The sequence below is a fragment of the Leptospira ainlahdjerensis genome (assembly GCF_016919175.1).
Classification (GTDB): domain Bacteria; phylum Spirochaetota; class Leptospiria; order Leptospirales; family Leptospiraceae; genus Leptospira; species Leptospira ainlahdjerensis.
Genome location: NZ_JAFFPU010000063.1, coordinates 39387 through 62639 on the forward strand (window position 1 = coordinate 39387; position 23253 = coordinate 62639).

Here is a 23253-nt window from a genome sequence, read left to right on the forward strand (position 1 = left end):
TGACATTTCTATTTTAACGGGAACGATTCGACTGCTAGTTTTGTGCGAGAATTGTAAAAAATAAATTTCTTGATGATTCGTTTAAAATCATTTTGGCTGTATCGAAAGTTTCTCGGAGACGATTTCATGCAAGAACATAAAAAATTATCCTTCTTATACGTTTTTCTTTTTCTTTTTATTACGAATTGCCACACTCCTAAAGAATCCGCAGGGAAATGGGAGGATAAAAAAAATCGCTCCGTTTTGATTTATAGAGATAAAAATTTGGCTCCGTTAGGAACCGGATGTGTTTTTGGAAAGAATCAAATTCTGACAACGGAACATATTCTTCGGGATCTTTATAACGAAATTTTAGTTTCCTATGATGGAAAAAATTTCTTCAAAGTGACACTACTTAAGGTGGAGAAAAAATTCGATTTGGCCTCGCTCCAGCTTCAAGAAACTTCGGACATCTTCCCAAAAGATAATTTAGAATTTGTTGACCGTTCCGAAATTATAGAAGGCCTTAAAGTTTTTGCGTGGACCGGCGCTTATGGAGGAACACCGGGTATTTATTTCGGATATATTTCCCATGTTGAACGAAGAAAATTCGATCCATCCTTTCCGGAAATTCCTTTTATTCAAGTAAACCAGATCGCCTATCCCGGAGCAAGCGGCTCCTGTGTTTTTTTGGAAAACGGAAAAGCATTTGGAATCGTCCGTTCTTCAATCGGTATCACCGAAGGCAGTCAAATCGGATTGGTGATTCCTTACGGTTACCTAAAAGTTTTTTTGCGCGACCTATACTAAGAATTCATATATATATAGAAATATTTATTTGACAAAATCTTCGTGTCGTATTATCACTTTTCTGCTTATAAGGAAGTGTATTTAATGATGAGAAAGTTTACAAAAATAATTTGCCTAACGATACTGATCGGTCAATTCTATGTCTGTAAAAAGGAGAAATCGGACGATGTCAGCGCATTACTTCTGTTAGGAATCGCTACGGGTGCGAATGAGAACGCCACTAAAACAAGTACGCAGGTGAGAGCCGCGGTTGCCGGTTTATCCAATTCGATCAGCTCCAGTATTCAAGGCGGCGTTGCTACGAATTTTAATTTTTCGGTTCCAAAAATGGAAAAGAACAAACTGGTAGCGTATGTCCAAAAAAAATCAAGTGTAGCCGTTTTACAAAAGGGGATCCAATCTTTCCCAACGAGCCTAACCAGAGAGTCCGGTACATGCAACGCGACTTCTTGTTCGGCTACTTTAAACGGTACCGTCGATTGTAAAATCGGAGGTAACAATTCCGGAACCGCAACCCTGGACAAAATGAAAGTAGTTTATACCGCCGGAATGGGAGCAGGTGGAATGTCCTTTTCTATGAACTTGGACGGAAAAGTGAAAATGGATAAATGTGCCTCTCAGAGCAGCGACTGGTTCAACTATCCAAGCTTAACAACCTCGGTCTCAAGCGGAGATATCACCCTAACAGGAGATTCTAAAGTAGAATTTGCAAGTGCGGACATGGCAACGCAAACGATGACCATCAAGTATGTGGAAAAAAATACTACAACTTCTCCCAATTTGGCGATCAACGGCGGCTCTGCACAGGCAGTAAGCGTTACACAAGACGTAAATATCGAACTCAATAGCAAACCTACGATTACGGAAGCTCCCACATTTTCGAGCAACAACTTCAAGTTCAAGGCAAGCTATGTGGATATCGTAACAGGAACCGTCTCCGTCTCCGGCTCCGTGGGCGGCGGTACAGTAAACGTAAGCAGAACTTATAACAAGGATAAGTTCACTTATGACGTCGCATGCGATATCAAGATCGACACCGACAATAAAATTTCAGGTGATTGTAACGTTACGATCAAATAAGATAATTTGAAAATGACCTCTGTGTCTTTCAAGATTCCCCGTCCTCCAATTTCGTAGGCGGGGAATGGATCCCATTTTCCGAATATTCCATTTTCCGAATTTACGATTTCTAACGACGAGAACTCGAATAAAAGCCGCAAGGCGGTTGAATCTTGAATCTAAAGTCTTCCGGAAGAAGTATAATATTTTTTATAATACTCTTCTTCTAAGGAATTGATCGTCACACCTCGTTTTGTAGAAGCGTGAACAAACTTTTGATCTTTGAGATAGATTCCTACGTGACTCACCTTTTCTCCGGAGATCGTAAAAAAAACCAAATCGCCTTCCTTCAATTCTTCTTTTGAGATGAAAGTGGTTCGAGGAACCATCGTATAACTCGGTCCGCTCAAATTCGATCCGTAAACTTTAGATAAAATTTTACTCGTAAAACTGGAACAATCGATCCCGGATTCGTCGGTTCCGTAATCTTTGTAAGGAGTTCCGAGCCAACGATAGACTTCTTTATAGAGAGAAAGAGAATCCTTCGGGCCAATGGAAATTTTATGATTGATCTGAAAGTATTTCCGAAGTTCGGATTCGTCCGGATTCTTTTTTTCTCCGTGTAAGATCGCAAAACAAACCGCGATCATACACAGATAAAAAAAGAAAACAAGTTTGGAAGGATACATTCCTACATTAGACGAATTAGAAATTAACTCCGCCGAAAACTATGATCTCCAAAAAACCGAAATTCTGACTTGCACGATCTTTGGAGCGCCCCGTCGTAAAGATATTCGGAAGGTCGATGTATCCCCCCTTTGCGCCGAATTCAAAAAAGAAATATTTATAAAGATCAGCTCTTCCGGCCACGTAACCGGATACTCCGTATCCGGATGTGTGAAAGTGATTGTTCTTTCCTTCGCCAAACAGCCGTACGTCGCTTCGTGCGATGATCGGCCCTCCGCCCACGGAAGAAACAAAACTCAACGCATTTTCTCCGTTAGACGAAACCCACAAAGGCTGAATCGTCCCCACGTCCAGGTAGAGAAAATTTAAACCGTCCGTGTGTTCGAATTTCAAAAAGTCGGGGGTAACGCTGATCGGTTCTCCGCCGTGATATCCTTCCAATCTTTTGTAGGCATCCGGAAATAAAAAAAGATAAACCGCCATATCGGACGCAGTCCCAAGATGAGCCCTTTGAATCGCGAGCGGATCTATATAACCGGTGATATTCGACGCCTGACCGCGGCTCATCACGTATTTCATGTGATCCTGACCGAAGGCGACGAAAAATCGGTCCGCAAAATAATAAGTTAAGCGGAAGTTGTATTGCGGAATTTCCCAAAGACTGGGATTGAGATAAACCGAAGTATCGAATTTTTCCGGTTTATCCTTTGCAACTACGTCTTTGAGCGTAAAATTGTAACCCGGTCCCTTAAACGTGATATCGCTCTGTGTGTAATAATCGCGGTTGTAACCCCACTGAAAACTCCAATTCCCCTTTCGTTGATCGACCCTTCGTTCAGCCTCAATTTTTTTCGGATCTACGTTAGCCGGAACGGGATCTATTTTTGTCTCCAGGTTCGCCTGAGCGAAAGGAACGATGTCTTGTAAATCTTTATCTTTTGATTTTGTTTCCGCAAAATTAGGAAAAACTAAAAAGCAAAAAAGAAAAACGCCTAAAATCGGCCGGATTGAAATCGTTTGATTTCTAAGTTGTGCATATATCATGGAGCAGGTGAAAAATTCTAATCTAGTATATCAAAATACTAAATTTACGCGAGTGAGCCTCACGGCTATGTTTTTTTTCTTTTACCTTTTCTCAAACTCCGAATGAAAATCCATCTCTCAAGATATACGCCGAAAATTCTCGGTTTATTTGCGGTTTCGATTTTTTTGGGAAGAATTTCGATTCACAAAAGCTCGAATCTCTTCGCTTACAAAATCGGGTTTTTCTTTTTGAATCCAATGATTACAATCCACAAGAGTCGATTCTAAAAAATCGCAAACGTTCGCGTGGGAATCGTAACTTTCGGGACAAATCGCCATATCGCGTAACGGCACGAAAACTCGAACCGGAATCGAAATTCTTTTAGGCGTTGGAAATTTTTTTCCTTGGATGAGTTCTCGGTATAAGTGGATCGGATAAAGGGCGCTTTTTAGAATTTCCTCTCTTGAAAAATTTCGCATCGGATCTTTTTTTGGAATCTCGGCCGCATACATCAGATATTTCCAAAAAAACATAGTAAACTTGGAAAGTAAGAAATTCGGAAGCCAAGGGATCTGGAAGAATAGAATATACCACGACTTCGCCGATTGTTTCAGAGAAGTCCAGATTTTCCTGGGACTCAGGCTGAAAAAATAACTCAACATCAGATTTCTCGCGAGGATCGGATGTGGTCCTCCCATCGCGGTGTAAGAAAGAATCATTTTAGAATATTCTAAATCGCCTACAAACCCCCAAGATAAGATGGCTCCCCAGTCGTGAGCCACGAGGTGCACGGGTTTTCCGTTTCCCATAAAACGAATCACAGCTTCAAAATCCTGAAAGACGACTTGCGCATTGTAATCTTTTTGTTTTTCGGGTTTACTCGAATTTCCCGCGCCTCTCAAATCAAAAGCGCCCACGTTGAATTCTTTTGATAAAGAATGTAACTGCGAATCCCAGGTCGAATGTTCGTCCGGAAATCCGTGGACAAAAAGAATTGTTTCTCGATCCGGACGTTGCGAAGCGGTCGTATTGTATTTTAAAAAGAGATTCAAATTTCCGTTACAAACAAAGGTAGTTTGAAACGAAGAAATCGCTTTCGTTTTTTGGAATGTTTCTTGTTTTTCGGATGATAAGGCTATCATTTCATTTTTCCATTTTTAAGAATTTGCTCGTGCCTGGATGAAACGGCTTTCGATCGTTACCAGATTCTCCCCGCGTAAATTTTAAAATAAGAATCACATGGACCCGATTTCGCTTATCAAAATAGGGCCGGAGGTTATACAATGTATTCTTAATCTACTTTCCTAAAGTCGGTCGCTGAGACTCGTGACCTTATGAACGATATTCGGAGTCATTCGACTAAAAAAGCTGATTGTCTTGGATTTTATACCTGGAAAGACATGGAGTTTTCTTTTTTCCATTCCTTTTACGATCGCTTTTACGACCGCTACGGGACTGTCCACGATTCCCATCGGAATATCCTGTTGTTTTCCGAATTGTTGCGACTTGAGAATTCCGGTGTCAGCAAAGAACGGATATACGTTCGTCACCGCGACTCCTTTTTTACGAAGATCGGCGTCCATCGCTTCTCCCATCGCACGAATTCCAAATTTGGAAATGGAATAGTAGATCAGTTCTCCGGCGGCGACGTGACCCGCTACGGAAGATAGATTTACGATCTGCCCTTGTTTTCTTTCCAACATCGCGGGAACGAACAAACGACTCAGATGAATCGGGGCGTAAAGATTTACATCCAGGATCAGATTCCAATTTTTATCGGGAACGTCTAAAAGCCCGCCTTTAAAAGCGAGGCCTGCGTTGTTGATCAACACGTCCACTCCCTTCGGAGAAATCTGCAACGTATTTTGATAAACGTCCTTACAACCTTCTCGCGTTTGTAAGTCTCCGGAAAAACTTCCGAGAATTTTTCCAACGTAGGAAGGATGAGAACCGTTTTTATAGTTTTCGATCCACTTTCTCTGCAGATAAAAATCCGCGTCCGTATTTGGAGCCTTAAGATCCGTAAGAATCAGATCGGCCCCCTTTTCCAAAAGTTGTTTGGTCAATTCTCTTCCGAAACCTCCGTTGGCTCCAGTGATTAAAATCGTCTTCTCTTTCAATTTGCTCATATCACTTCTCTGTATTGGTGTTCTTGGGATGAAAAAATTTCTTTGGCTAGGTAGAGATTGTCTTCTTGTTCCGGATGAAAGGAAAACCTAAAATATCGAAACGCCGCTCGCATCGTCAAAGGCAAAATCTTCTCCTTTGTAAAGAGAAGCTGAAACAATTCTTTCTGAGTTTGAATTCGAAAAAGAATTCCATCCTGCCAGAGAAAAAGTAAGACCGCGACAAACGTAAACATAAAAAATATGGCGGACGCGATACACATTCCCACGATTCGAATCCAATAACTTTGAGTGACCTCTTTCAACACGTCAAAGGCAGCCGACTTGTGTTCCAATTCTTCGGCCGCGTGCCATTCGAAAAGTCTTCTCATTTCCGGATGAGCCGGTTTGAGAAGTCCGCTTCGTAATCCCAGATCCGCGACAAGAGACGTGTAGTGCTCCAACCCCGCAACTGCGGCCAGATTCATTTTTTCGGAGAAAAGTTTCTCCAAAAGGCCGAAGGCAAACCAAACCACAAAATTCATAAAACCTTCGAAACGATATCCTTGGTCTTTGAGATTCTCCCAGAATTTTTTGTGTTCTCCCGCGTGTTGCGCCTCTTGACCAACGAAAGCGATCGCGTTTCTTTTCACCTTTCCCTCTTTGAGCTTGGGAATGTATTTCTGAATCGTTCGAATAAAGTATTTTTCTCCTTCCGGAAAAAGGATCGTCCACGCGTTCAAAACATGAGTAAGGGAAGCGTTTCCTCCACACCAGTGTTTCGGGACGTCCTTTGAAAATTGAAATCGGGGCTTTCGAACCGGATAGTCCGGCTTTTCGATTTGGTTCATTATTCTTCCGTAATTATTATTATTTTGGAATATTCTAAGTTCAGAATTGACTTTTTTCTATAGTAAGATTCATTTCCGGAAAATCTCCGCGGATGGAACCGTTCCCATCCGGTTTTACGCAGCGCCGACTCGGAGTTTGGTTGTCTTTTTTGTCTTCGGAAGAACCTTTTTTAATTTTGCAATCCGTTCCTCTTCTTCCCAGAAACGAACGTGAGGAAGATTTTCATCCAGCCAGAACGCTTCCGTATCGCTTACGACTAAAATTTCTTCCCATTTCACTCCGAAACTTTCTTCGGCTCTCGAACCAAAATGAATCTTTCCGATATGCGGTTCGACGGCCCAGAGCCCCGCGTCCACTTTCGATTTCGTAAATTCTCCCCAAAGAGGAGAAGCGTTGGAGGAAGGTGCAAAGATCCCTTTGAGAATTTGAGGAACCAGATAAAGAAAAGTCTGAGGCGGAAAACCGAGAAGTCTTCCCGCCGGAAAACTCGAGGCCGGAACTTTTCCTACTTTATGACCCAAAACTCCGTTGGGATAAATCGTATGACAATTGGAATAACCGAGATCGTGGATGAGATCGTCGCAGGCTTGATAGATCTCGCCCATGTTTTTTTCAGCGAGAACCAATTCTAAGATAAGAGTTCTAAATTCTTTTAGATCCTTGCGTCCCTGCTCTACTTCCGCGTTTTTTCCAAATGAAAAAGAATATCCCACGTCGGCGGTCACACCCCTCACGTTAGGCGCAACGTCCAAGATCACAGCCATTCCCTCTTTTAACTTTCGATCGGAAGGTTGAAACTGAAATCCAAAGTGAGGAAGAAGTCCGTCTCCTCCGATTCGTTTCCAAGTGAGAGGCCTTCTGAATCCTCGAAAGCAGGTACGGTCTCCGAACCACGCAAATCCGTAATGAAAGAAATTCTTTCCGCCCTTTTCGTAGATATAAGAATCGATCAGAGAAGCCGCGGTTTTTTCGGTCATCCCTTCTACGAGGCGTTCGCGGACCCACTCCACCGCATCGTATGCAAGTTTTTGCACATTCTTAAAATCGTTTAGATCCGCAGATGTATAATACTCACGAGACATTCTTCCTCTCCTTTCGAACTCTTGGACGCCGGTTCGGTTTGGAGATTTTAACGCATGTTACAGGAGTATTCGTCCGATCTTATGATTTCCGACCGATTTTTAGATTTTTTTTCTCCACTCCGCCGGTGTCATTCCCGCGATTTTTAAGAATTGTGCGTTGAACGTGGACTTCGTATTAAAACCGACTTCGAATCCGATCGAAAGAATCGTCTTTTCCGGTTCTTCCAGAAGCATCTTTTGGGCCTCTTTTACTCGGAATCCGTTGACGAACTCATTGAAATTCCTCTCATACGTTTCGTTGAGAATCCTGGAAAGTTGATGTGGTGTGATCAGAAGTTTTTCGGCCAGATCTTGCATCCGCAATTCTTCTTCCTGATAAATTTTTTCCACTTCCATGAGTTCGGTCAATCGGGCGCGAATCGCTTCCAAGTTGATTCCACCGAGTTGTGTTTTCTCGTATCTCTTCTGTTGTAATTCTAACTTTAGAGAATTGAAAAAGTTCGGATATCGCGCCGTGAACACGAAGACGAGACCGTTTCCGAACGTCATTAGAATCGATGCGAACGCGAAAAGTTTCGGAAAATCCAAATAGAATCCGATCCCGGAAAGCTGTACCGAAACGATCGTGATGAGAAGAATCCAAGACGCGAGCTTCGAAAGATGAAAGTCGATTTCCCGAAAGGATTTCCAAAAAAGATAAACCGAATAAAAACAATAGAGTGTTAGGTGAAGATATCCGATTCCGATCAGTAGAGAAATCGGGCTTTTATCTCGATGAATAAAAGCGTCCTGAAGCAGTTCCTTCCTCGAATCCAAGGGGAAAAGAAAAAAAATCAACTCGCAAAGAATCGCGAGATATGCCGGAAAAAAATGTCTCCTTAGAGGGATTTTTTTCTCCAGTGCAAATTCTAACATTCTTCCCAAAACGAGAAGTAGCGCCGGGCCCATCGCGAGAAGTGAGGAAAAAAAGAACATCCAGAGAAACGGATAAGTTTCCGTTCCTGGAATCGAAACAAATCCGATCCGAGATTCCACCGAGGCCAGGAGAAGAGCCAAGAAAAACATCCCGGTAAATTCTTCTCCGCGCTTGTGTTTGGCTAACTCGACGAAAAAAAGAAGAATACAATATCCGGGACCGAGTTGGATCAAAAATTGGAGGCCGAGCCAGATTAAGTCCGGAGTGAAATTCGGGTACATAGGAAATGCGAGAAGGAAAGCCGACCCCGAAGTTTTGTCCAGAAGAAACGGGAAAAATCAACGTTCCCGAAATTAGAAGAATTGACGCATACCATTCTCTAAGGTTCCCTATCGGTATGAGTGAATTCATTGAAATCAAAGTTGGGGAGAAATCCTACCAGTTGCCATTGATCGCCGGAACGGATGGAAAAAAGGGAATCGATATTCGCGAACTCCATCAAAAAACCGGACTCATTTCTTACGATCCCGGTTTTTTTAATACCGCCTATGCAGTGAGTCGTATTTCTAGAAGAGATCCGGACTCCGGTGATCTGCAATACAGAGGATACGACGTCGCAGACCTCGTTCAACACTCCACCTTTGTGGAAACGAGTTATCTTTTGATCTACGGAAAACTTCCCACCGAACAACAACTCAAGGACTTCTCCTTAAAACTTTCGAAACACTCTTTGATTCACGAAGATATGATAAATCTCTTCGACGGCTTTCCCGGTAAAGGACATCCGCTCGCGGTTCTTTCCGTGATGGTGACTTCTCTTTCCAGTTATTATCCGGAAGAATACGAAGAATCCTTGGACAAAGGAATCGATCATTCCGCAAGACTTCTCGCAAAGATAAGAACGATCGCCGCCTTCAGTTACAAAAAAATCGCGGGTCAACCTTTCGTCTATCCCTTGGACAAACATCCGTATTGTACGAACTTTCTTTATATGTTGTTTTCGATTCCTTCCAAGGATCACGTTCCAAGCGAAGACGTGGATCGGATTCTCAATCAACTTTGGATTCTTTACGCGGATCACGAACAGAACGTTTCCAATACGACCGTTCAAGTGATCGGTTCGACTCAGGCGAATCTTTTTGCTTCGATCTCTTCCGCGATCAACGCGCTCTGGGGTTCCAGAGAAGGCGGACGTCAAGTCGCGGCGGTCGGTTTGATCGAAGACATCATCAAATCCAGAAAGACGGTCGCGGAATACTTCGAGAAGTTCAAAGGAGATTCGGAAAGACTTTTTTCAAACGGCTTTGGTCACAAAGCTTACGCCGCAAAGAGCAGAAGAGCGATCATCGCCGGAAAACTATTTCACGAATTCTATAAAAAACATCCGCTCAATCCGATCGCGGAAGTAGCTCTCAAGATCGACGAATACATGCAAAATGATGAATATTATATCAATCAAAACCTGTATCCGAATCTTGAATTTTACAGCGCCGTAATTTTCAACTCGATAGGAATTCCGAAAGAACTCTTCACTGCGATGCAGGTAATCGGAAAACTCCCAGGATGGTTAGCCCACTGGAGAGAACAGCGTGTTTCCGGAAACTACAGCAAAGCTCGTCCGAAACAAATCTATACAGGAGAGATGGGAAGAAAATACGTTCCTCTTTCTGAAAGATAAACGACGATGCAAAACCCGAGAGGGAAAGACTGGCTCGCCCAAGCCGAAAGAGATTTGGAATGGGCGGAAGCTTCTTTGCAATCGGGTTTCTTTGCGCAGACGTGTTTTGTCTGCCAACAAGTGGGAGAAAAAACTCTCAATGCTCTTGCTTATTTTCGCGGTGCTGATCTCGTAAAATCAAATTCCGTAAAGACGATCGCAAAAGAGCTGAACGAAAACGGAGAAATCGAATCCATCGGACAAAAATTAGATTTGTATTATATTCCCACTCGTTACCCCGATGCGTTTACGGACGGAGCGCCGTTCGAATACTTTGAAGAATCACAGGCGAAAGAAGCCGTCGTATTTGCGGAAACATTGATTCGCATCGTAAAAGAAAAACTCAAATGAGCGTGATCGTTTTTCCAAAAAGAAATCCTCTCGACGGAATGAGTCGAGAAGAATTGATCCAAAATATTCAATCTGCCCTTCGGGAAAAAGTAATCAAGACGTTTCTATTCGGAAGCGTCGCAAGAAATTCCGCACACGCTTATAGCGATGTCGATTTGATCGTGATTACGAAAACGGATCTTCCCTTTTTAAAAAGACAAGAACTCTTGCAAATTCCTGTCGAATGGAACTTATTCGTTTATACGGAAGAAGAATGGGAGAAGATCCGAGAACAAAGTCAATATCCCGGTTTTTGGAAAACGGTCTTCGCAGAGATGATTCCAATTTTGTAATATACTTCTTTCCAAGGAAGTTTCGATTTTGATTCCTATATCCCGAACGTGGATCCAAAAAAGTTCGGATCTCTTCATATCCGTCTGTTTTGGTAAAGAATACGAAAAGAAGATTCTAAAAGTTTCAATTCTACCTTCTATCGATTCGAAAAAATGGAAAGATTCCATTTTCAAAGCGGACCGTTTCAAAATTCGCCTCTTTTACTCTACATTCAGTTTGATACAAACGGCATAGATTCGTTCTAAAAGCCGCGGCAAGAAATCCTCGAAGGAGATTTCCATATGAAATCGGCGCGTCCCCCTTTCCACTCTTCTCCCGATCGAACAATATTTTCCTGAGAACAGCCCCTTTTTTCAAGACGTTTCGTTCGTTTTCTTCTATCATTCAAAGATCTTTTATTCGAGAGGTCCTATGAATTTTAGAATGCCGAAACATTTCAAAGCAGCTTACAGACAAGAACTGGATTCCTATCGTTTCAATCTCAAAGAGAAGAATTGGGATAAAGCTTGGAAATTTCTGGAGAGGGCTCACCTGATCGGTCAATATCATCCGGTTCCGCATACCGGGATTCATTTTCGAATGCTCGTCTTTGCAACTCGGAGGGCTGACTGGAGAGAGTTTTTGGGTCAGCTCTTGCGGGTTTCCGTCGGTGGTTTTGGTTCTCTTTTCAATCGGGTTCCGGTCGGAAATACGGGCGGGGCGAATGTTCCGATCCTTGCTTCCCTTCCTCTTCCGGAAGATTTGCGGGAACTCCTCGCAAACGCTGACACTTCGGGAAAGGGTTTGTCCGGTCTGAAAGAAAAGGTTTCCTGAAAAAAGTTTTAAAAACGGGGTTTAGAATGAAAATCCGAATTTTCGGGGGAGTTCCCACGTTTCTTGGGAGATCAAAGTGTTTCTGAAGATTTCGAAAAAGTAGGAACTCACACTTTTCTCGGAGAAGGTGCCGCTTTCAAAGCAAAGCCTCAAAGCGAAAAACGGGGAGTTCCCACAAATTTCACCTAAAAAAACGGCAAAAGCCGATGTACAAAAAAGACCGGCCAATCGCGTTTGCAACCGCCGGCTGAATAGGTTTCAATTCTGTAAGTCCAGTTAATTAGACCTCTTCTTATCGGTCAACGCCTTCAAGAAAGTCGCAATTGACTTTGTATCGGAATCCGAGAGATCCTTACCGAGTTGAAGATGAGCCATTTTTTTGACGGCTTCTTCCAGAGAAGCGACTTTCCCGTCATGAAAATAAGGACCGGTAATCGCAATATTTCTAAGAGACGGAACTTTAAAAACAAAAGCATCGGCCGGATTCTTTGTAACCGCAACGCGGCCTTTGTCGGTGGTATTTTCATAAGGATTCACCTGACCTAATTTTCGGAAAGAGTTACCGCCAAAAAGAGGACCCACGTGACAAGCCGTACAACCGGTCGCCAAAAACTTCTCCAGACCTTCTTGTTCTTCTGAAGAAAGAGCTCTGTGATCGCCTTTCTGAAAATCGTCAAACCGGTCTTTGGTAACGAGAGTTCTCTCGAAAGCGGCGATCGCACCGGCGAGATTTTCATAGGTAATTTTTTTATCATCCTTAGGATACGCTTTTGCAAAGAGGTCTTGGTATTCCGCAATCGCGCCGATTTTCTTTTCAACTTCGGCGGCGTTTGGCATCGCCATCTCTACGGGATTTAGAATCGGACCTTTCGCCTGTTCTTTCAAATCCTTTGCTCTTCCATCCCAAAACTGAGCGATGTGAAAACCCGCGTTCAAAACGGTAGGAGAATTTCTATCCCCATTCTTCCCAAAGGCTCCCGGAGAAGTTGGAAGGTTATCCACACCGGCGCCCTTTCCGGCAACGTTGTGACAGGAGTTACAAGCCTGCGTGTCATTCGCAGAGAGCCTCTTTTCAAAGTATAACTTTTCTCCGAGTTGGATCAGTTCCGGAGTATCCCCTTCCCCACCCGGAACTTTTTCCGGAATGGTTCCGAAGATCTTTTTAGAATCTTCGATCAGCTTCTTCGTCTTTTCAGACGGCCCACAGGAAACCAAAACGACCCCGAGGAGCACCAAAAAAAGGGCCCCCAATGTAGATTTTTTCATACCAGTTCCTCTCTCTATTTAATTTAGAATGATTCTAAAAATAGATTCTATTTAGAATCATTCTAAAAGACAATTCTTTTTCAGATCTTCTTTCGCTTTTTCCTCTCAATCTGGAAGACCAGTCCCTGGGCGTTGATCTTAGAATCGAACCCGAGGAGCCTCTCTTCCCTTTCTCCGAAGGCAATTCCCTGAGTGGAAATTTCTCTTTCCAAATAAGAACGAATTCTTCCCGTACAAAATTCCAAGAGAGGTTCTCCTTCCAGACCCGATCTTTCACCGGAGGAAAGAATATTTTGCATCGCGTGGAGACCTTGTTTCATCTGGCGTGCGCCGGAAGGCAAATCTCTCCAAACCCCGAAGTGAGTCAGATACGCCTTATCCGCTCCCGTCGCAAGAATCGTGTCCACCGTATTCATCGCTTCCTCCGCGTCGAAATCGGTCGGAGTTGTGGAAGGATACAAGACGGGATTTTTGCCGACAGCAAATTCTCTATAACCCAGACCGAAAGAATCTCCGGTAAAAATTCCGTTACTCAGAGAGTCGTATATGCAAAAATGATGATTTGCGTGACCGCGTGTATAATAGAATTTGAATCTTCTTTTTCCCCATCGAATCTCTTCTCCGTCTTCGGGGCTTTTCACACGTTCCGCGGGAACGGGAACGATTTCACCGTAAAGTTTTTTGAAATTCTCCTCTCCGTAAACTTGGATCGAACTCTGGATCAGCCTTTCGGGGGAAATCAGATGTTTCGCCGCTTTCGGGTGTGCGAGGATCGTAGCATTCGGACAGTGTTTTGCAAGAAGTCCGGTTCCACCCGCGTGATCGAGGTGAACATGAGTGACGATGATGTATTTTACTTCTTCGGGTTTGCGACCGGCCTTTGCCAATTCTTCTAAAAGGATCGGAACCGAGTGATTGGTATTGTTTTCAACAAAAGCCGCTTCGTCCCCCTCCACGACGAGGTAAGCACAAGCGATACCGGGAGAAATGTAATCGCAGTCGATCGTAAACAATCCCCGAAAGGGTTCTTTTTCAAAAGACGGCATAAAGATTCTCCTATTTCAGAATTGAAAATTGTCAAACAGACCGAGGTTCCACGGAAGCGACTAAAACAATATCGGGACTCGCCCGCAAGAGCAGGTCCACATCCCGCAGGGTGTTGCAAGCGCCCGACAAAGCTTATGACGCACTTCCATTCTCTCCAATACCGCAATAGTCCAAACTTCTTTTTACCAATGGGTCTTCCTAAACGAACGATTCAAATTCCTTAATAAATGGAATGAGTTCAATCAATTCAATGGATAGATAAGAGAACACCCATACCGGTAATTTCAAATGTTCTAAATAAGTAGAAGAAGTCTTTGAGCCTAAGCAATTCCATTCAGAACAAAGAGTCACAAACTCTCTCGTGAATACTTCTTTGTTAAAAGAAAAATACCACTCAGAAGAATTTTTGGGATTGAGAATAGATAATAGATTCTTACTGATCTGTGTATATTTATCGACGTCTAAGCGATGATTTTTTTGAGTAAAACGATCCTTGCCGTTCGATAATTTAGGTTTAGGCGAAGAATGCAAAGAAGCTGGAATACACTTTAGAAATTTTTTTCTTACCGAAGCAGTAAAAAATGCTGCTACCTGGACGTTCCGGAGAGACGGGTTGGAGTGGGGATTTGCCGATGTGTGAAATGTAGGAAAGGAATATGCACCGGCCATGGGAAAAATTCTTAACATTCTCAATAGACAGTGTCAATAAGAATAATTCCATTCGATTTCTTTTTAGAATGTTGAAATGTGTTTCAAGGTCGGAGCGGTTTACAATTCGGGAAGGATCACACAACAAAAGGTCTCAACATCTGTATCATGCACAATCTTCAAAATCGGCTTTGTTTCTATAGCCGCTTACGCTTCTCGAATTGATCCTGAGCAATCACTCCAGAGTCAAACAACTCGCACCAGAATCGAAAGCTAATCAATTGAAAGAAACCTCGATTTTCAAAAATAATACAATTCACAAAATGATCGAGAAGCAAAATTTATTTACCGAGTTTTGGCTTCTTTGAAAGTATCTCAATCGGATCCGTTTCTTTTTTATACTGATCGAATGAATATCCATTTTCCCATAGGAGGAAGGCATTCTCTGTTATGATTCGAGAACCAATTTTTGCGTAGGCCATTGATCTAATTTTTCTAACTAGTTTATTTGAAAATTTATTGATAATTTCGGAATTCCATTTTTTTGAGAAAATACTCGTAAAATTAAATTCTTTCCATTTCTCAATCCTCTTAAATGAATTATGGTTTGTATGAGATTTTTTTAAATTCCCATCTTCACTTACACTTAAATATAACTGGATCATCCCTAACCCATCCGCGCTGTATCGAAATGTAGCTCCCTGGCATTTTTTGGGATCCAATCGTATTTTTGTCGGTTTAAACTTCGGACCACTTCCCTGGACATAAATATTCAAATGGATCGTATTCCATTTTTTATTATTTGGATAAGTTCTTTCAAACTCTTCAATGATTTCATTCGTATTAGAAAATAACTTGAGAGGCTTTTCATAGTCTGAATAAAGCTCGTAGATCAGACAGTTCTTTTCCTGGAATAAAAAATCGAGTATGATTCTATGATCTTCTACGGTTCCATACCAGTCGCAATTCGGCATTCCATTTCCTTAAAGTTCAATGATATTCTATCGGTATCTATATAACGTTGATCAGTCCGTTCCCGAACTTACCCGATTCCGCTGAGAAACGAAGGCGACATCAATGTGATCACCTTAATACATTTTGTGGAAAGCAAATATTCAAAATGAATGGAAACGTCAGTAAAATCAAACCGCTCCCATTCTCCACGATCGGAATTTCCCGCACCGCTCAAGCTCGGCAAACCAAGTTTCTCCGCAACATCTCTGCTTCCACATTCAAAAGAGATATTTCGAGGTAGAACTCCTTTGAATTCTAAATGTTCTTCATCAGCCGATCCGAATAAAAATATTACGACCACCTGTTGATCTTCATTCAAGTAGAAGGTGATTCCGTTTCGAGGGAAATCCCAAATTTGAAACTCAGCAAAAGATTCAATATTAGGATTTTCGTTGAGAGCAATGAAAAAGTTAGCAACCTCTTTGCTGTCTTGCGTTTTTCCAATTAATAATTCCGAATCAATCTGAAACATGAATAAAACTTCTTTTAAATACAATAGAATCAAATTTGCGAAAATTCAAATCATTCCGCATTCTAACATTTTAGAATAAACCGATTGTTATTCTATTTTTTTAACTGCGCCTCAAAATTTCTACACTTACGATAAACTGCATTACTATTGTTTAAAATTCTTACATTTTACAACTTTCGTTTTAATTTTCTTATTTGTAAGCCAATCCAAATGATATAGATGAGGTTGCATTCTGAACTCAAGTTCTTTTAAGAATTTCATCCGATTGATCGGTAAAAGATTTTCGATAGTTAATTTCGGAACCAACATGAAAGACAATTTTTTTATTTTTCCAATTTCAGGTAGTCGACTACAATCCGGTGCGGAGCCTAACATAAAATGAAGTTCCTCTAAGTTCTTAAGAGGTAGTAAAAAATCTAGATTCTTTAATGAAACCTTTGTAAAGGAAACTCTTTTCAAATTTTTCATAGAGCCGATCACTTCGATATCTTTTAGTTTTTCGGCAAGGGAGATCTCTTCCAATTCTGTTTGCTCCACAATAGGACGTATGGAAATGCCGTTCCCGGAAATTCTTAGAAATTTCAGTTTCAAATATCGATTCATCTTATCGAGTTGATCGTTTTTGAACATATCAACCTGAAGAAATTTTAAATTCGGCAATTGGGCTAAACAATCCAAATTGTCGACTGCACCGAATCCATTTAAAATCAGACGTAAATCAGGAGCTTTTGCGATTGTCAGTAATTTACGATTGATCAGTCCGAACGTTTTATCACTCACTTCAAATCGTCGCCCAAATTGAATACTACTAAGTTCACCTGACTTTAAAATGGATCTGCAGTCCATCTCGGTCAGATTATCGTAAATATTTAGCACTCCATTCGTCAGTAATTCAAAATTCGAAGAATGAGCAATTGTCGAGTCAGGAAAGTTAGAACTAAAATCCATAATTTCTTTTCATTTGCAAAGCTTGCGATTATACCTTGTCTACTGAGAACAATCGCAAACTTTGTGATTCTTACAAAATCGGTAAAAAAACAAATCCTCCTCCGGTATTTCAAAAATTTATTTTGAGTCGAAATTTAAGGTAGAAGTGGGCGCGGAAAGATATTTGCAAACAAACCCCAAATATTTTTAATCTTTAGACCAATTGTTCAAATCAATTTCTTGGAAAAGTGAATTCATACACTTCACGCGATCCCTTATCTCAATTGGAAAGGGAGAATCGTAATCGTATCCAGCTACAAGATAAAAAATGGTAAAAATGCGGTTAATAAATTCACCAAAAGTAAACAAGGAAGGAGTCGATTTTCAAAGAAAGAAAAGCGTTATTTTGGAATTTTCAATTCGATCCCTCAATTTGAATTTTCGAAATTGATTCAAGGAAGCTTTATGATTCTTTTATAATGGTTTTATTCTTTTAAAATTTCCAAAATGAATCACTTGTATTATTATACAATGGTATTGCTCTCTCTAAAATTAGATTTACGGATTTCATTTTTAACGATAACCTGAGGTTATGAAAACGTATAACGTCATACAAAGAGAAATAGAAGAAAAATGGAACCTCATACCTCGCGTTGATTCGCCGATACATAAAGCCGGCATCATTTTACCGCCTGGTGATTGGGAACGTTTTGATCCATTCCTTTTGATGGCAGAGGATAACATGCGAAAAGGAGCATTTGATTTTCATCCCCATCGTGGTATTGAAACCGTATCTTATATGATTGATGGTGTAATGGATCATAGGGACAACACAGGGAACAAAGGAACATTAAATAAAGGTGATACACAATGGATGAGCGCAGGAAAGGGTTTGTTGCATTTGGAAGAAGCCCCAGAAGGTCACTTCGCTCATCTACTTCAATTGTGGGTAAATTTACCGGCTGATAAAAAAATGAGCGAGCCGCGATATCAGGATATTTTGTATCGTGATACGCCGATACGGAATGAAGATGGAGTTCAATACCGAGTCATTTCAGGATCTTCCGGCGATATAAAATCGAACACTCAAAATTATGCAAACGTTACCATGGTAGAAATTACGATAAAGGCGGGCGATACTGCTAAACAGGATCTAATGCGAGACTACAATGGTTTTTTATATGTATTGGAAGGGAAAGGAATCTTCGGAGCCGATCAGGTTCACGCCGGAAAACAAGAAGTCCTTTGGATGAAACCTTCCGTTGAATACGACAGCGAAATCCAAGTGCATGCCATTCAGGATTTGAAAGTACTCTTGATCGCCGGCAAGCCGCTTCGAGAACCGGTCTTTGCACACGGCCCTTTTGTGATGAATTCGGAAGAACAAATCATCCAAGCTTTTGCGGATTACAGATCGGGCAAATTTGGAGAGTGGATCAATTGAGAGGAAAGCGGAAGCTAACAAGTAGAATCCGAAGGTCTCGGCGGTAACAAAGAGGTGCTCGGAGCTTCATTTCAGCTCGCCGAATATTCCGGGTTTTGAGATTCAAGGAATATGAAGCAATTTTTAATATGGAATGATTTTGCTACATATCGAGGTGATGGATTTTTAACGGGACGTCACAGCCATTTTTATATTCAGATTAGTTTACCCGATGAAGGCCGTGTTCAATTACGCACTCGCGACGGCGACTGGAAGACATATAACTCTGTTTTTATTCCATCCGGCGTAAGTCACGAAATGCGACGAGTGGAAGGTAAATTAACATTATTTTTTCTAGATCCATTGACCACAGGAAATCATCTTTTTTACGAAAGAAGTTTGGAGGCTCATCACTCCGCATTTGAAGTTGGTGATATTTTCACCGACAAAAGAAAGGAACAGATAGCGTCCATTCTAAGTTCGTCCGATACGAAAGTAAGAACACAACTTCTTGATATTCTAAATAAAGATTTTCCGATGAGAGGAAAGGGCGAGTTGGATGAGCGTATTCAAAAAAGCATTTCCAATGTTGAGCTGGACGATTTCTCTCTTACAAGTTTAGCTTTTGAAGCTCGATTATCGGTCGAACGTTTTCGCCATCTTTTTAGACAGGAAACCGGTGTCCCTTTTTCTGCCTATCGCCTTTGGTTAAAAACAAAGAAGGCTGTCGATAATTTGGCGATTCACCCGCACTTGCTGGATGCTGCGTATGAAGGAGGATTTGCGGACCAATCTCACTTTACACGAATTTTCCGGCGATCATTCGGAATTAGTCCCTCCGACTTTACAAAAAAGAACGAGCCTTTCAGCGCGATCTTCTTTTCAAAATAGCCGCTTCGTTCAAGACCCTTTTTCTAAAATTTGATATCGTCTCGATATCGGAGAGAAAGAAAAATGAGTTCAAAAGTCACGGCAAAAAACTTAGCGGAGTTGTACTATGATTCGGCGCAGAAATACGGAGACAAGGCCGCATTTGGCACAAGAAATAAAAACAAAGAATTTGTTACCATAACGTTTCGCGAAGTATATGAGTCAGGCGTAGCGCTCGCAACGGGGTTGATGGCTGAATTGGGATTGAAAGCTCGCGAACATGTGGCCGTCTTATCAGAGAATAGAAAAGAATGGATCATTGCAAATTATGGAATATTGTTAAGCGGCGCCGCCGATGTTCCACGGGGAACGGATGTAACAGATGGAGATATTCGTTATATTCTCCCTCATTCTGACGCAAAAATTGTATTCGTTGAAAATCAATCCATATTGAGAAAAGTGCAGAAGAATCTAAACCATCTGCCGAACGTCACACAAATTGTCCTTATGGATGACGAAGCGAACATTACGGATAAAAAAATCATTCGAATGGCAGACCTAATTGCGAAAGGAAAAAAATTGCGAGCCTCCGGTGACCGCAAAGTGGAAGAACGAGTCGCCGCTATTAAACCCGATGATCTATTTACCATCATCTATACCTCCGGCACAACCGGAGAACCGAAAGGTGTCATGCTAACTCATGCCAATATGATCTCGCAATTGCGTAACATTCCGATAGATATCGGTCCTAACGATCGATTCCTTTCAATTTTACCCGTGTGGCACAGCTTCGAAAGGGTTTTTCAGATGGGAACGATTGCGATGGGGGCCGGACAGTATTACACGAATGTACGAAATATTAAGGAAGATTTATTAATTGTTAAACCTACCTTTATGGCATCGGCACCACGATTGTGGGAAAATATTTTCCACGGGATTCAGTCTAAAATCCAATCCGGATCGACGACAAAAAGACTCCTATTTAAGTGCGCCTATTTTTGCGCACTAATGGTTCAACGTTCTCTGCATTTTTTCCGAGGGAATCTCCTGGATTTGAAAGGAAGAAATATTCTACAATCATTATCGATGGGTGGACAATCTCTTTTAACAATCATCGTATTCACTATTCCTTATATACTTCTTGATCTAATTGTTCTTAAGAAAATTCGACAGGCAACCGGCGGCAAACTGCGTGGTACAGTTTCAGGCGGAGGAGCGCTGCCTCTTCATATTGATGAATTTTTTAATGCGATTGGAATCCCTCTGTTCGAAGGATATGGTTTAACCGAAACCTCTCCAGGCATCGCATTCCGTACACCGGATCATTTGGTAATCGGAAGCGTGGGCTCGCTTTTTCCCGAAGTGGAAATACTTTTGAAAGATGTGGAGAGCGGAAAAATTTTGTATCCGCCTAAAAAAGGTGTGAAAGGGGAAATTCATGTACGCGGCCCTCAAATCATGAAAGGTTACTATAAACGTCCCGAAGTTACAGCCAAAGTTCTAACCAAGGATGGCTGGCTGAATACCGGTGATCTTGGGATGATTACGTATAACAACACACTCCAAATAGTAGGCAGAACAAAAGAAACCGTAGTTTTACTCAATGGAGAGAATATCGAACCTGTTCCCATTGAAAACAAACTTGCACAATCACCCTTTATCGATCAGATCATGGTCGTTGGACAGGATCAAAGATTTTTAGGAGCCTTAGTTCTCCCCGTTCTCGATCAGTTTCAAGACTTTGGAAAAACATATCAAGAACTCGCAGCAAATCCAATTGTGCGAGAAAAAATTATGCGCGAAGTTAAAGATACAATGAATTCAGAAAATGGATTTAAGAGTTTTGAAAAGGTTGTAGATATTCGTTTGTTACCAAAGGCCTTCGAAGTAGGAGATGAACTTTCTGCGAAAATGTCCATCAAACGCCATATAATCACGGAAAAATACCAAGAATTAATCGATTCAATGTATCAATGAATTTTTCCTCTGAGGCGATAAGTTTTTGAACAAACGATCGTAACTTAAGAAAATTAGAATACAGTCAGTTTTGCGCGGCAAGCAAAACAAAGATAGAAAGGAAGTCTGGTGAAACTAAATGAATGTATAACATGATCTTTTTTTTCAAAAACTTATATGCAAAAACATTCGAGAACCGGTCTTCCAGAGGAAACGTCTCTCGAACATCCACAACAAAATGAAAAGAATCTCAAAACTCACAACAAGGAGCCATTCTATCATTTTCGATGGAATTCTGGAAAGAGATCAAGCAGAGAAAGAAATTTTATTGTTAGAATAGGACTTTGTATGCGACCAGTGATTCGATTCTTAGCAAAGTCCGTGTAATCATCTAGATTTAAATGAGGGGACTTTGAATTAGAACTATCTTAGCAGTGTTATAGTTCGCTTTAGCGCGGAAACATTCGGCTTGAATACAATTAGAATCGTGGGTGAGCGAGAGAATCTTATTCTACAAATCCTTCCCTACATTCCGCAATAATCCTAACTTCTTCTTACCAACGAGCCTTTCTAAACCATAGACTCGAATTCCTTTCAAAGCAGAATATTCGTTTAGATAAAGAATCCTATTCTCAGGCCCGTATGTAACTGTATGAAGCGAGGAATGAATACTTGATCGATCTCCGAGTCCCTTCAGCGACTTGAGTATGAATTCCATTCTCAGACCAACGATTCCGCCCCCAGACGTTTCTCTTCGTATCCTTAGCTCTTTTCGAATGATTGATGCTTCTGAAGTTCTTGTGGTATCGTTCCATCCAAGGAATCCCTTCATCCGCAAATAAAGGAACATCCTCTGGTAAGAAATCAAAGAGCGGTTGAAGTGTTTTTTGTTTTTGATCTGGAACAGAAGAAAGAATCACAGGACCACCCTTAATCGCAAGAGTGTGAACCAAAGTTCCGATTTGATACTTTCCTTTCTCTTCAGCAACGGAATCCGTTAAATAGATAGAAGCGGTTTGACCTTTATGTTTAAATCTCTTGCGATATCCGTTCGCTCTTTGAGAAGCAGAGAACAATGCTAACGTATCTGTATGGACTACAGGCAAACCTTCAATAGAATCTTTCAAATCGCCTGATTCTGGCAGTTTCTTACCTTTCCAAGCTTTCTTTAGATCCTTGACCATTTCTTCCTTAATCAAAGGAATCAGATCGCTACAGAAGATCTGTAGTCTTCTTTTCAGTAACGTTCCAATGTTCTTAGATACTGATAACTTTCTACAGATCGCGGAAGCAGAAAGACCTAATGGAAAAAGTTCAATCGATTCAAACAGTAAAAAAGAGAATATCCATGTTCTAAGGGAGTAGAAGAAGTCCTTGACTCTAAATAATTACATTGAGGACAACGAATCACGTTCTCCCTCGTAGAAACTTCTTTGCTTAAAAAAATTTTATAGTCAGGACAATTCTTAGGATAGAGAGTAGATAATAGGTTCTTAGTGATATGAGTATAATAGTCGGTGTTTAAGTGAGGAAATTTTTGACTAAAGCGATCTTTGGCAGTCAGTAATTTTGGTTTAGAAGAAGAATGGGAAGAAGTTGGGATATATTGTAGAAATTTCTTTCTTACTGGAGCCGCGGAAATCTCCGCGCCAAGAACGTTTTGAAGAAACGGGTTGAAGTGGGGATTTGCCGATGTGCGAAATGTAAGAAAGGAATATGCACCGGCCATGGGAAAAATTCTTAACATATGTAGGATACAACGTCAATCATAATAATCGTAAGTAGTTTCTCTTTTGTAAGATTAAAACGGATTCTTTGGAGTGAAGTCATTTCGATTTTTGAATCCTTTCGCGCCGTAAAGTTATGGTGCCACATTATACACCTTAAAGTAATTTAAGCCTT

22 protein-coding genes are annotated in these 23253 nt (G+C 41.3%); 9 read left to right on the forward strand and 13 right to left on the reverse strand.

All coding sequences use genetic code 11. From position 1 onward, the window contains the following. The first annotated feature begins 126 nt into the window (after positions 1-126). Both JWG45_RS15765 and JWG45_RS15770 read left to right on the forward strand, forming a co-directional pair. Complete coding sequence (locus JWG45_RS15765) at positions 127-789, forward strand: S1 family peptidase (protein WP_205280601.1); 663 nt, start codon at positions 127-129, stop codon at positions 787-789. Positions 790-873: 84 nt separating this feature from the next. After that, the gene (locus JWG45_RS15770) at positions 874-1869 is read left to right on the forward strand and encodes a hypothetical protein (protein WP_205280602.1); all 996 of its coding nucleotides are present in this window, start codon (positions 874-876) and stop codon (positions 1867-1869) included. 158 nt (positions 1870-2027) lie between these two features. Here JWG45_RS15770 and JWG45_RS15775 read toward each other — a convergent pair whose 3' ends face one another. From JWG45_RS15775 to JWG45_RS15805, 7 genes are all read right to left on the reverse strand, one after another. Then, on the reverse strand, positions 2028-2537 hold the full coding sequence (locus tag JWG45_RS15775; RefSeq protein WP_205280603.1) for a C40 family peptidase: 510 nt from the start codon (positions 2535-2537) through the stop codon (positions 2028-2030). Between the two features lie 16 nt (positions 2538-2553). Next, positions 2554-3579: a hypothetical protein gene (locus tag JWG45_RS15780; protein ID WP_205280604.1), complete on the reverse strand. Its 1026-nt coding sequence runs from the start codon at positions 3577-3579 to the stop codon at positions 2554-2556. Between the two features lie 144 nt (positions 3580-3723). After that, positions 3724-4701 carry an alpha/beta fold hydrolase gene (locus tag JWG45_RS15785; protein ID WP_205280605.1) on the reverse strand — a complete coding sequence of 326 codons (978 nt, stop codon included), beginning with the start codon at positions 4699-4701 and terminating at the stop codon, positions 3724-3726. Positions 4702-4863: 162 nt separating this feature from the next. Then, the gene (locus JWG45_RS15790) at positions 4864-5688 is read right to left on the reverse strand and encodes an SDR family NAD(P)-dependent oxidoreductase (protein ID WP_205280606.1); all 825 of its coding nucleotides are present in this window, start codon (positions 5686-5688) and stop codon (positions 4864-4866) included. Continuing rightward, on the reverse strand, positions 5685-6515 hold the full coding sequence (locus tag JWG45_RS15795; RefSeq protein WP_205280607.1) for a metal-dependent hydrolase: 831 nt from the start codon (positions 6513-6515) through the stop codon (positions 5685-5687). Before JWG45_RS15795 ends, JWG45_RS15790 begins: the two co-directional genes overlap by 4 nt. Before the next feature lie 114 nt (positions 6516-6629). Then, complete coding sequence (locus tag JWG45_RS15800; RefSeq protein ID WP_205280608.1) at positions 6630-7598, reverse strand: M24 family metallopeptidase; 969 nt, start codon at positions 7596-7598, stop codon at positions 6630-6632. Between the two features lie 99 nt (positions 7599-7697). After that, positions 7698-8795: an AraC family transcriptional regulator gene (locus JWG45_RS15805; protein ID WP_205280609.1), complete on the reverse strand. Its 1098-nt coding sequence runs from the start codon at positions 8793-8795 to the stop codon at positions 7698-7700. Between the two features lie 116 nt (positions 8796-8911). On the opposite strand from JWG45_RS15805, the gene JWG45_RS15810 reads away from it, so the two are divergent. The 4 genes from JWG45_RS15810 to JWG45_RS15825 all read left to right on the forward strand — a co-directional run bounded on the left by JWG45_RS15810 (position 8912) and on the right by JWG45_RS15825 (position 11728). Next, positions 8912-10192: a citrate/2-methylcitrate synthase gene (locus tag JWG45_RS15810; RefSeq protein ID WP_205280610.1), complete on the forward strand. Its 1281-nt coding sequence runs from the start codon at positions 8912-8914 to the stop codon at positions 10190-10192. Positions 10193-10198: 6 nt separating this feature from the next. Next, positions 10199-10582: a HEPN domain-containing protein gene (locus JWG45_RS15815; RefSeq protein ID WP_205280611.1), complete on the forward strand. Its 384-nt coding sequence runs from the start codon at positions 10199-10201 to the stop codon at positions 10580-10582. Next, a complete protein-coding gene (locus JWG45_RS15820; RefSeq protein ID WP_205280612.1) occupies positions 10579-10914 on the forward strand; it encodes a nucleotidyltransferase domain-containing protein in 336 nt (111 codons plus the stop codon). Before JWG45_RS15815 ends, JWG45_RS15820 begins: the two co-directional genes overlap by 4 nt. Positions 10915-11326: 412 nt before the next feature. After that, positions 11327-11728 carry a DUF3703 domain-containing protein gene (locus tag JWG45_RS15825; protein WP_205280613.1) on the forward strand — a complete coding sequence of 134 codons (402 nt, stop codon included), beginning with the start codon at positions 11327-11329 and terminating at the stop codon, positions 11726-11728. 276 nt (positions 11729-12004) lie between these two features. On the opposite strand, the gene JWG45_RS15830 is transcribed toward JWG45_RS15825, so the two are convergent. The 5 genes from JWG45_RS15830 to JWG45_RS15850 all read right to left on the reverse strand — a co-directional run bounded on the left by JWG45_RS15830 (position 12005) and on the right by JWG45_RS15850 (position 16955). Beyond that, a complete protein-coding gene (locus tag JWG45_RS15830) occupies positions 12005-12994 on the reverse strand; it encodes a cytochrome-c peroxidase (RefSeq protein WP_205280614.1) in 990 nt (329 codons plus the stop codon). Positions 12995-13074: 80 nt separating this feature from the next. Beyond that, the gene (locus JWG45_RS15835) at positions 13075-14040 is read right to left on the reverse strand and encodes an MBL fold metallo-hydrolase (protein ID WP_205280615.1); all 966 of its coding nucleotides are present in this window, start codon (positions 14038-14040) and stop codon (positions 13075-13077) included. Between the two features lie 990 nt (positions 14041-15030). Next, on the reverse strand, positions 15031-15663 hold the full coding sequence (locus JWG45_RS15840) for a hypothetical protein (protein ID WP_232380718.1): 633 nt from the start codon (positions 15661-15663) through the stop codon (positions 15031-15033). A 68-nt stretch (positions 15664-15731) separates the two neighbouring features. Continuing rightward, complete coding sequence (locus JWG45_RS15845; RefSeq protein ID WP_205280616.1) at positions 15732-16022, reverse strand: hypothetical protein; 291 nt, start codon at positions 16020-16022, stop codon at positions 15732-15734. 297 nt (positions 16023-16319) lie between these two features. Further along, a complete protein-coding gene (locus tag JWG45_RS15850) occupies positions 16320-16955 on the reverse strand; it encodes a leucine-rich repeat domain-containing protein (RefSeq protein ID WP_205280617.1) in 636 nt (211 codons plus the stop codon). 739 nt (positions 16956-17694) lie between these two features. On the opposite strand from JWG45_RS15850, the gene JWG45_RS15855 reads away from it, so the two are divergent. The 3 genes from JWG45_RS15855 (at position 17695) to JWG45_RS15865 (ending at position 21372) form a co-directional block, all read left to right on the forward strand. After that, positions 17695-18546 (forward strand): pirin family protein, encoded by an 852-nt coding sequence (locus JWG45_RS15855; RefSeq protein ID WP_205280618.1) that lies wholly within the window; start codon positions 17695-17697, stop codon positions 18544-18546. Positions 18547-18657: 111 nt separating this feature from the next. Then, positions 18658-19416, forward strand: a complete 759-nt coding sequence (locus JWG45_RS15860; RefSeq protein ID WP_205280619.1) for a helix-turn-helix transcriptional regulator — start codon at positions 18658-18660, stop codon at positions 19414-19416. Between the two features lie 63 nt (positions 19417-19479). Further along, positions 19480-21372, forward strand: coding sequence for an AMP-dependent synthetase/ligase (locus tag JWG45_RS15865; RefSeq protein ID WP_205280620.1), 1893 nt, complete (start codon positions 19480-19482; stop codon positions 21370-21372). A gap of 611 nt (positions 21373-21983) precedes the next feature. Here the strand turns inward: JWG45_RS15865 and JWG45_RS22255 are convergent. Next, entirely contained in the window at positions 21984-22535 is a 552-nt protein-coding gene (locus tag JWG45_RS22255) for a hypothetical protein (RefSeq protein WP_232380716.1), read from the reverse strand. Positions 22536-23253: the final 718 nt, after the last annotated feature.

Coding starts and splice junctions, on each gene's coding strand:
- JWG45_RS15820 (WP_205280612.1), top strand. CDS start 10,579: ATGAGCGTGATCGTTTTTCCAAAAAGAAATCCTCTCGACGGAATGAGT.
- JWG45_RS15795 (WP_205280607.1), bottom strand. CDS start 6,515: ATGAACCAAATCGAAAAGCCGGACTATCCGGTTCGAAAGCCCCGATTT.
- JWG45_RS15860 (WP_205280619.1), top strand. CDS start 18,658: ATGAAGCAATTTTTAATATGGAATGATTTTGCTACATATCGAGGTGAT.
- JWG45_RS15855 (WP_205280618.1), top strand. CDS start 17,695: ATGAAAACGTATAACGTCATACAAAGAGAAATAGAAGAAAAATGGAAC.
- JWG45_RS15825 (WP_205280613.1), top strand. CDS start 11,327: ATGAATTTTAGAATGCCGAAACATTTCAAAGCAGCTTACAGACAAGAA.
- JWG45_RS15805 (WP_205280609.1), bottom strand. CDS start 8,795: ATGTACCCGAATTTCACTCCGGACTTAATCTGGCTCGGCCTCCAATTT.
- JWG45_RS15765 (WP_205280601.1), top strand. CDS start 127: ATGCAAGAACATAAAAAATTATCCTTCTTATACGTTTTTCTTTTTCTT.
- JWG45_RS22255 (WP_232380716.1), bottom strand. CDS start 22,535: ATGGTCAAGGATCTAAAGAAAGCTTGGAAAGGTAAGAAACTGCCAGAA.
- JWG45_RS15780 (WP_205280604.1), bottom strand. CDS start 3,579: ATGATATATGCACAACTTAGAAATCAAACGATTTCAATCCGGCCGATT.
- JWG45_RS15785 (WP_205280605.1), bottom strand. CDS start 4,701: ATGATAGCCTTATCATCCGAAAAACAAGAAACATTCCAAAAAACGAAA.
- JWG45_RS15815 (WP_205280611.1), top strand. CDS start 10,199: ATGCAAAACCCGAGAGGGAAAGACTGGCTCGCCCAAGCCGAAAGAGAT.
- JWG45_RS15830 (WP_205280614.1), bottom strand. CDS start 12,994: ATGAAAAAATCTACATTGGGGGCCCTTTTTTTGGTGCTCCTCGGGGTC.
- JWG45_RS15810 (WP_205280610.1), top strand. CDS start 8,912: ATGAGTGAATTCATTGAAATCAAAGTTGGGGAGAAATCCTACCAGTTG.
- JWG45_RS15770 (WP_205280602.1), top strand. CDS start 874: ATGATGAGAAAGTTTACAAAAATAATTTGCCTAACGATACTGATCGGT.
- JWG45_RS15840 (WP_232380718.1), bottom strand. CDS start 15,663: ATGCCGAATTGCGACTGGTATGGAACCGTAGAAGATCATAGAATCATA.
- JWG45_RS15865 (WP_205280620.1), top strand. CDS start 19,480: ATGAGTTCAAAAGTCACGGCAAAAAACTTAGCGGAGTTGTACTATGAT.
- JWG45_RS15800 (WP_205280608.1), bottom strand. CDS start 7,598: ATGTCTCGTGAGTATTATACATCTGCGGATCTAAACGATTTTAAGAAT.
- JWG45_RS15835 (WP_205280615.1), bottom strand. CDS start 14,040: ATGCCGTCTTTTGAAAAAGAACCCTTTCGGGGATTGTTTACGATCGAC.
- JWG45_RS15790 (WP_205280606.1), bottom strand. CDS start 5,688: ATGAGCAAATTGAAAGAGAAGACGATTTTAATCACTGGAGCCAACGGA.
- JWG45_RS15775 (WP_205280603.1), bottom strand. CDS start 2,537: ATGTATCCTTCCAAACTTGTTTTCTTTTTTTATCTGTGTATGATCGCG.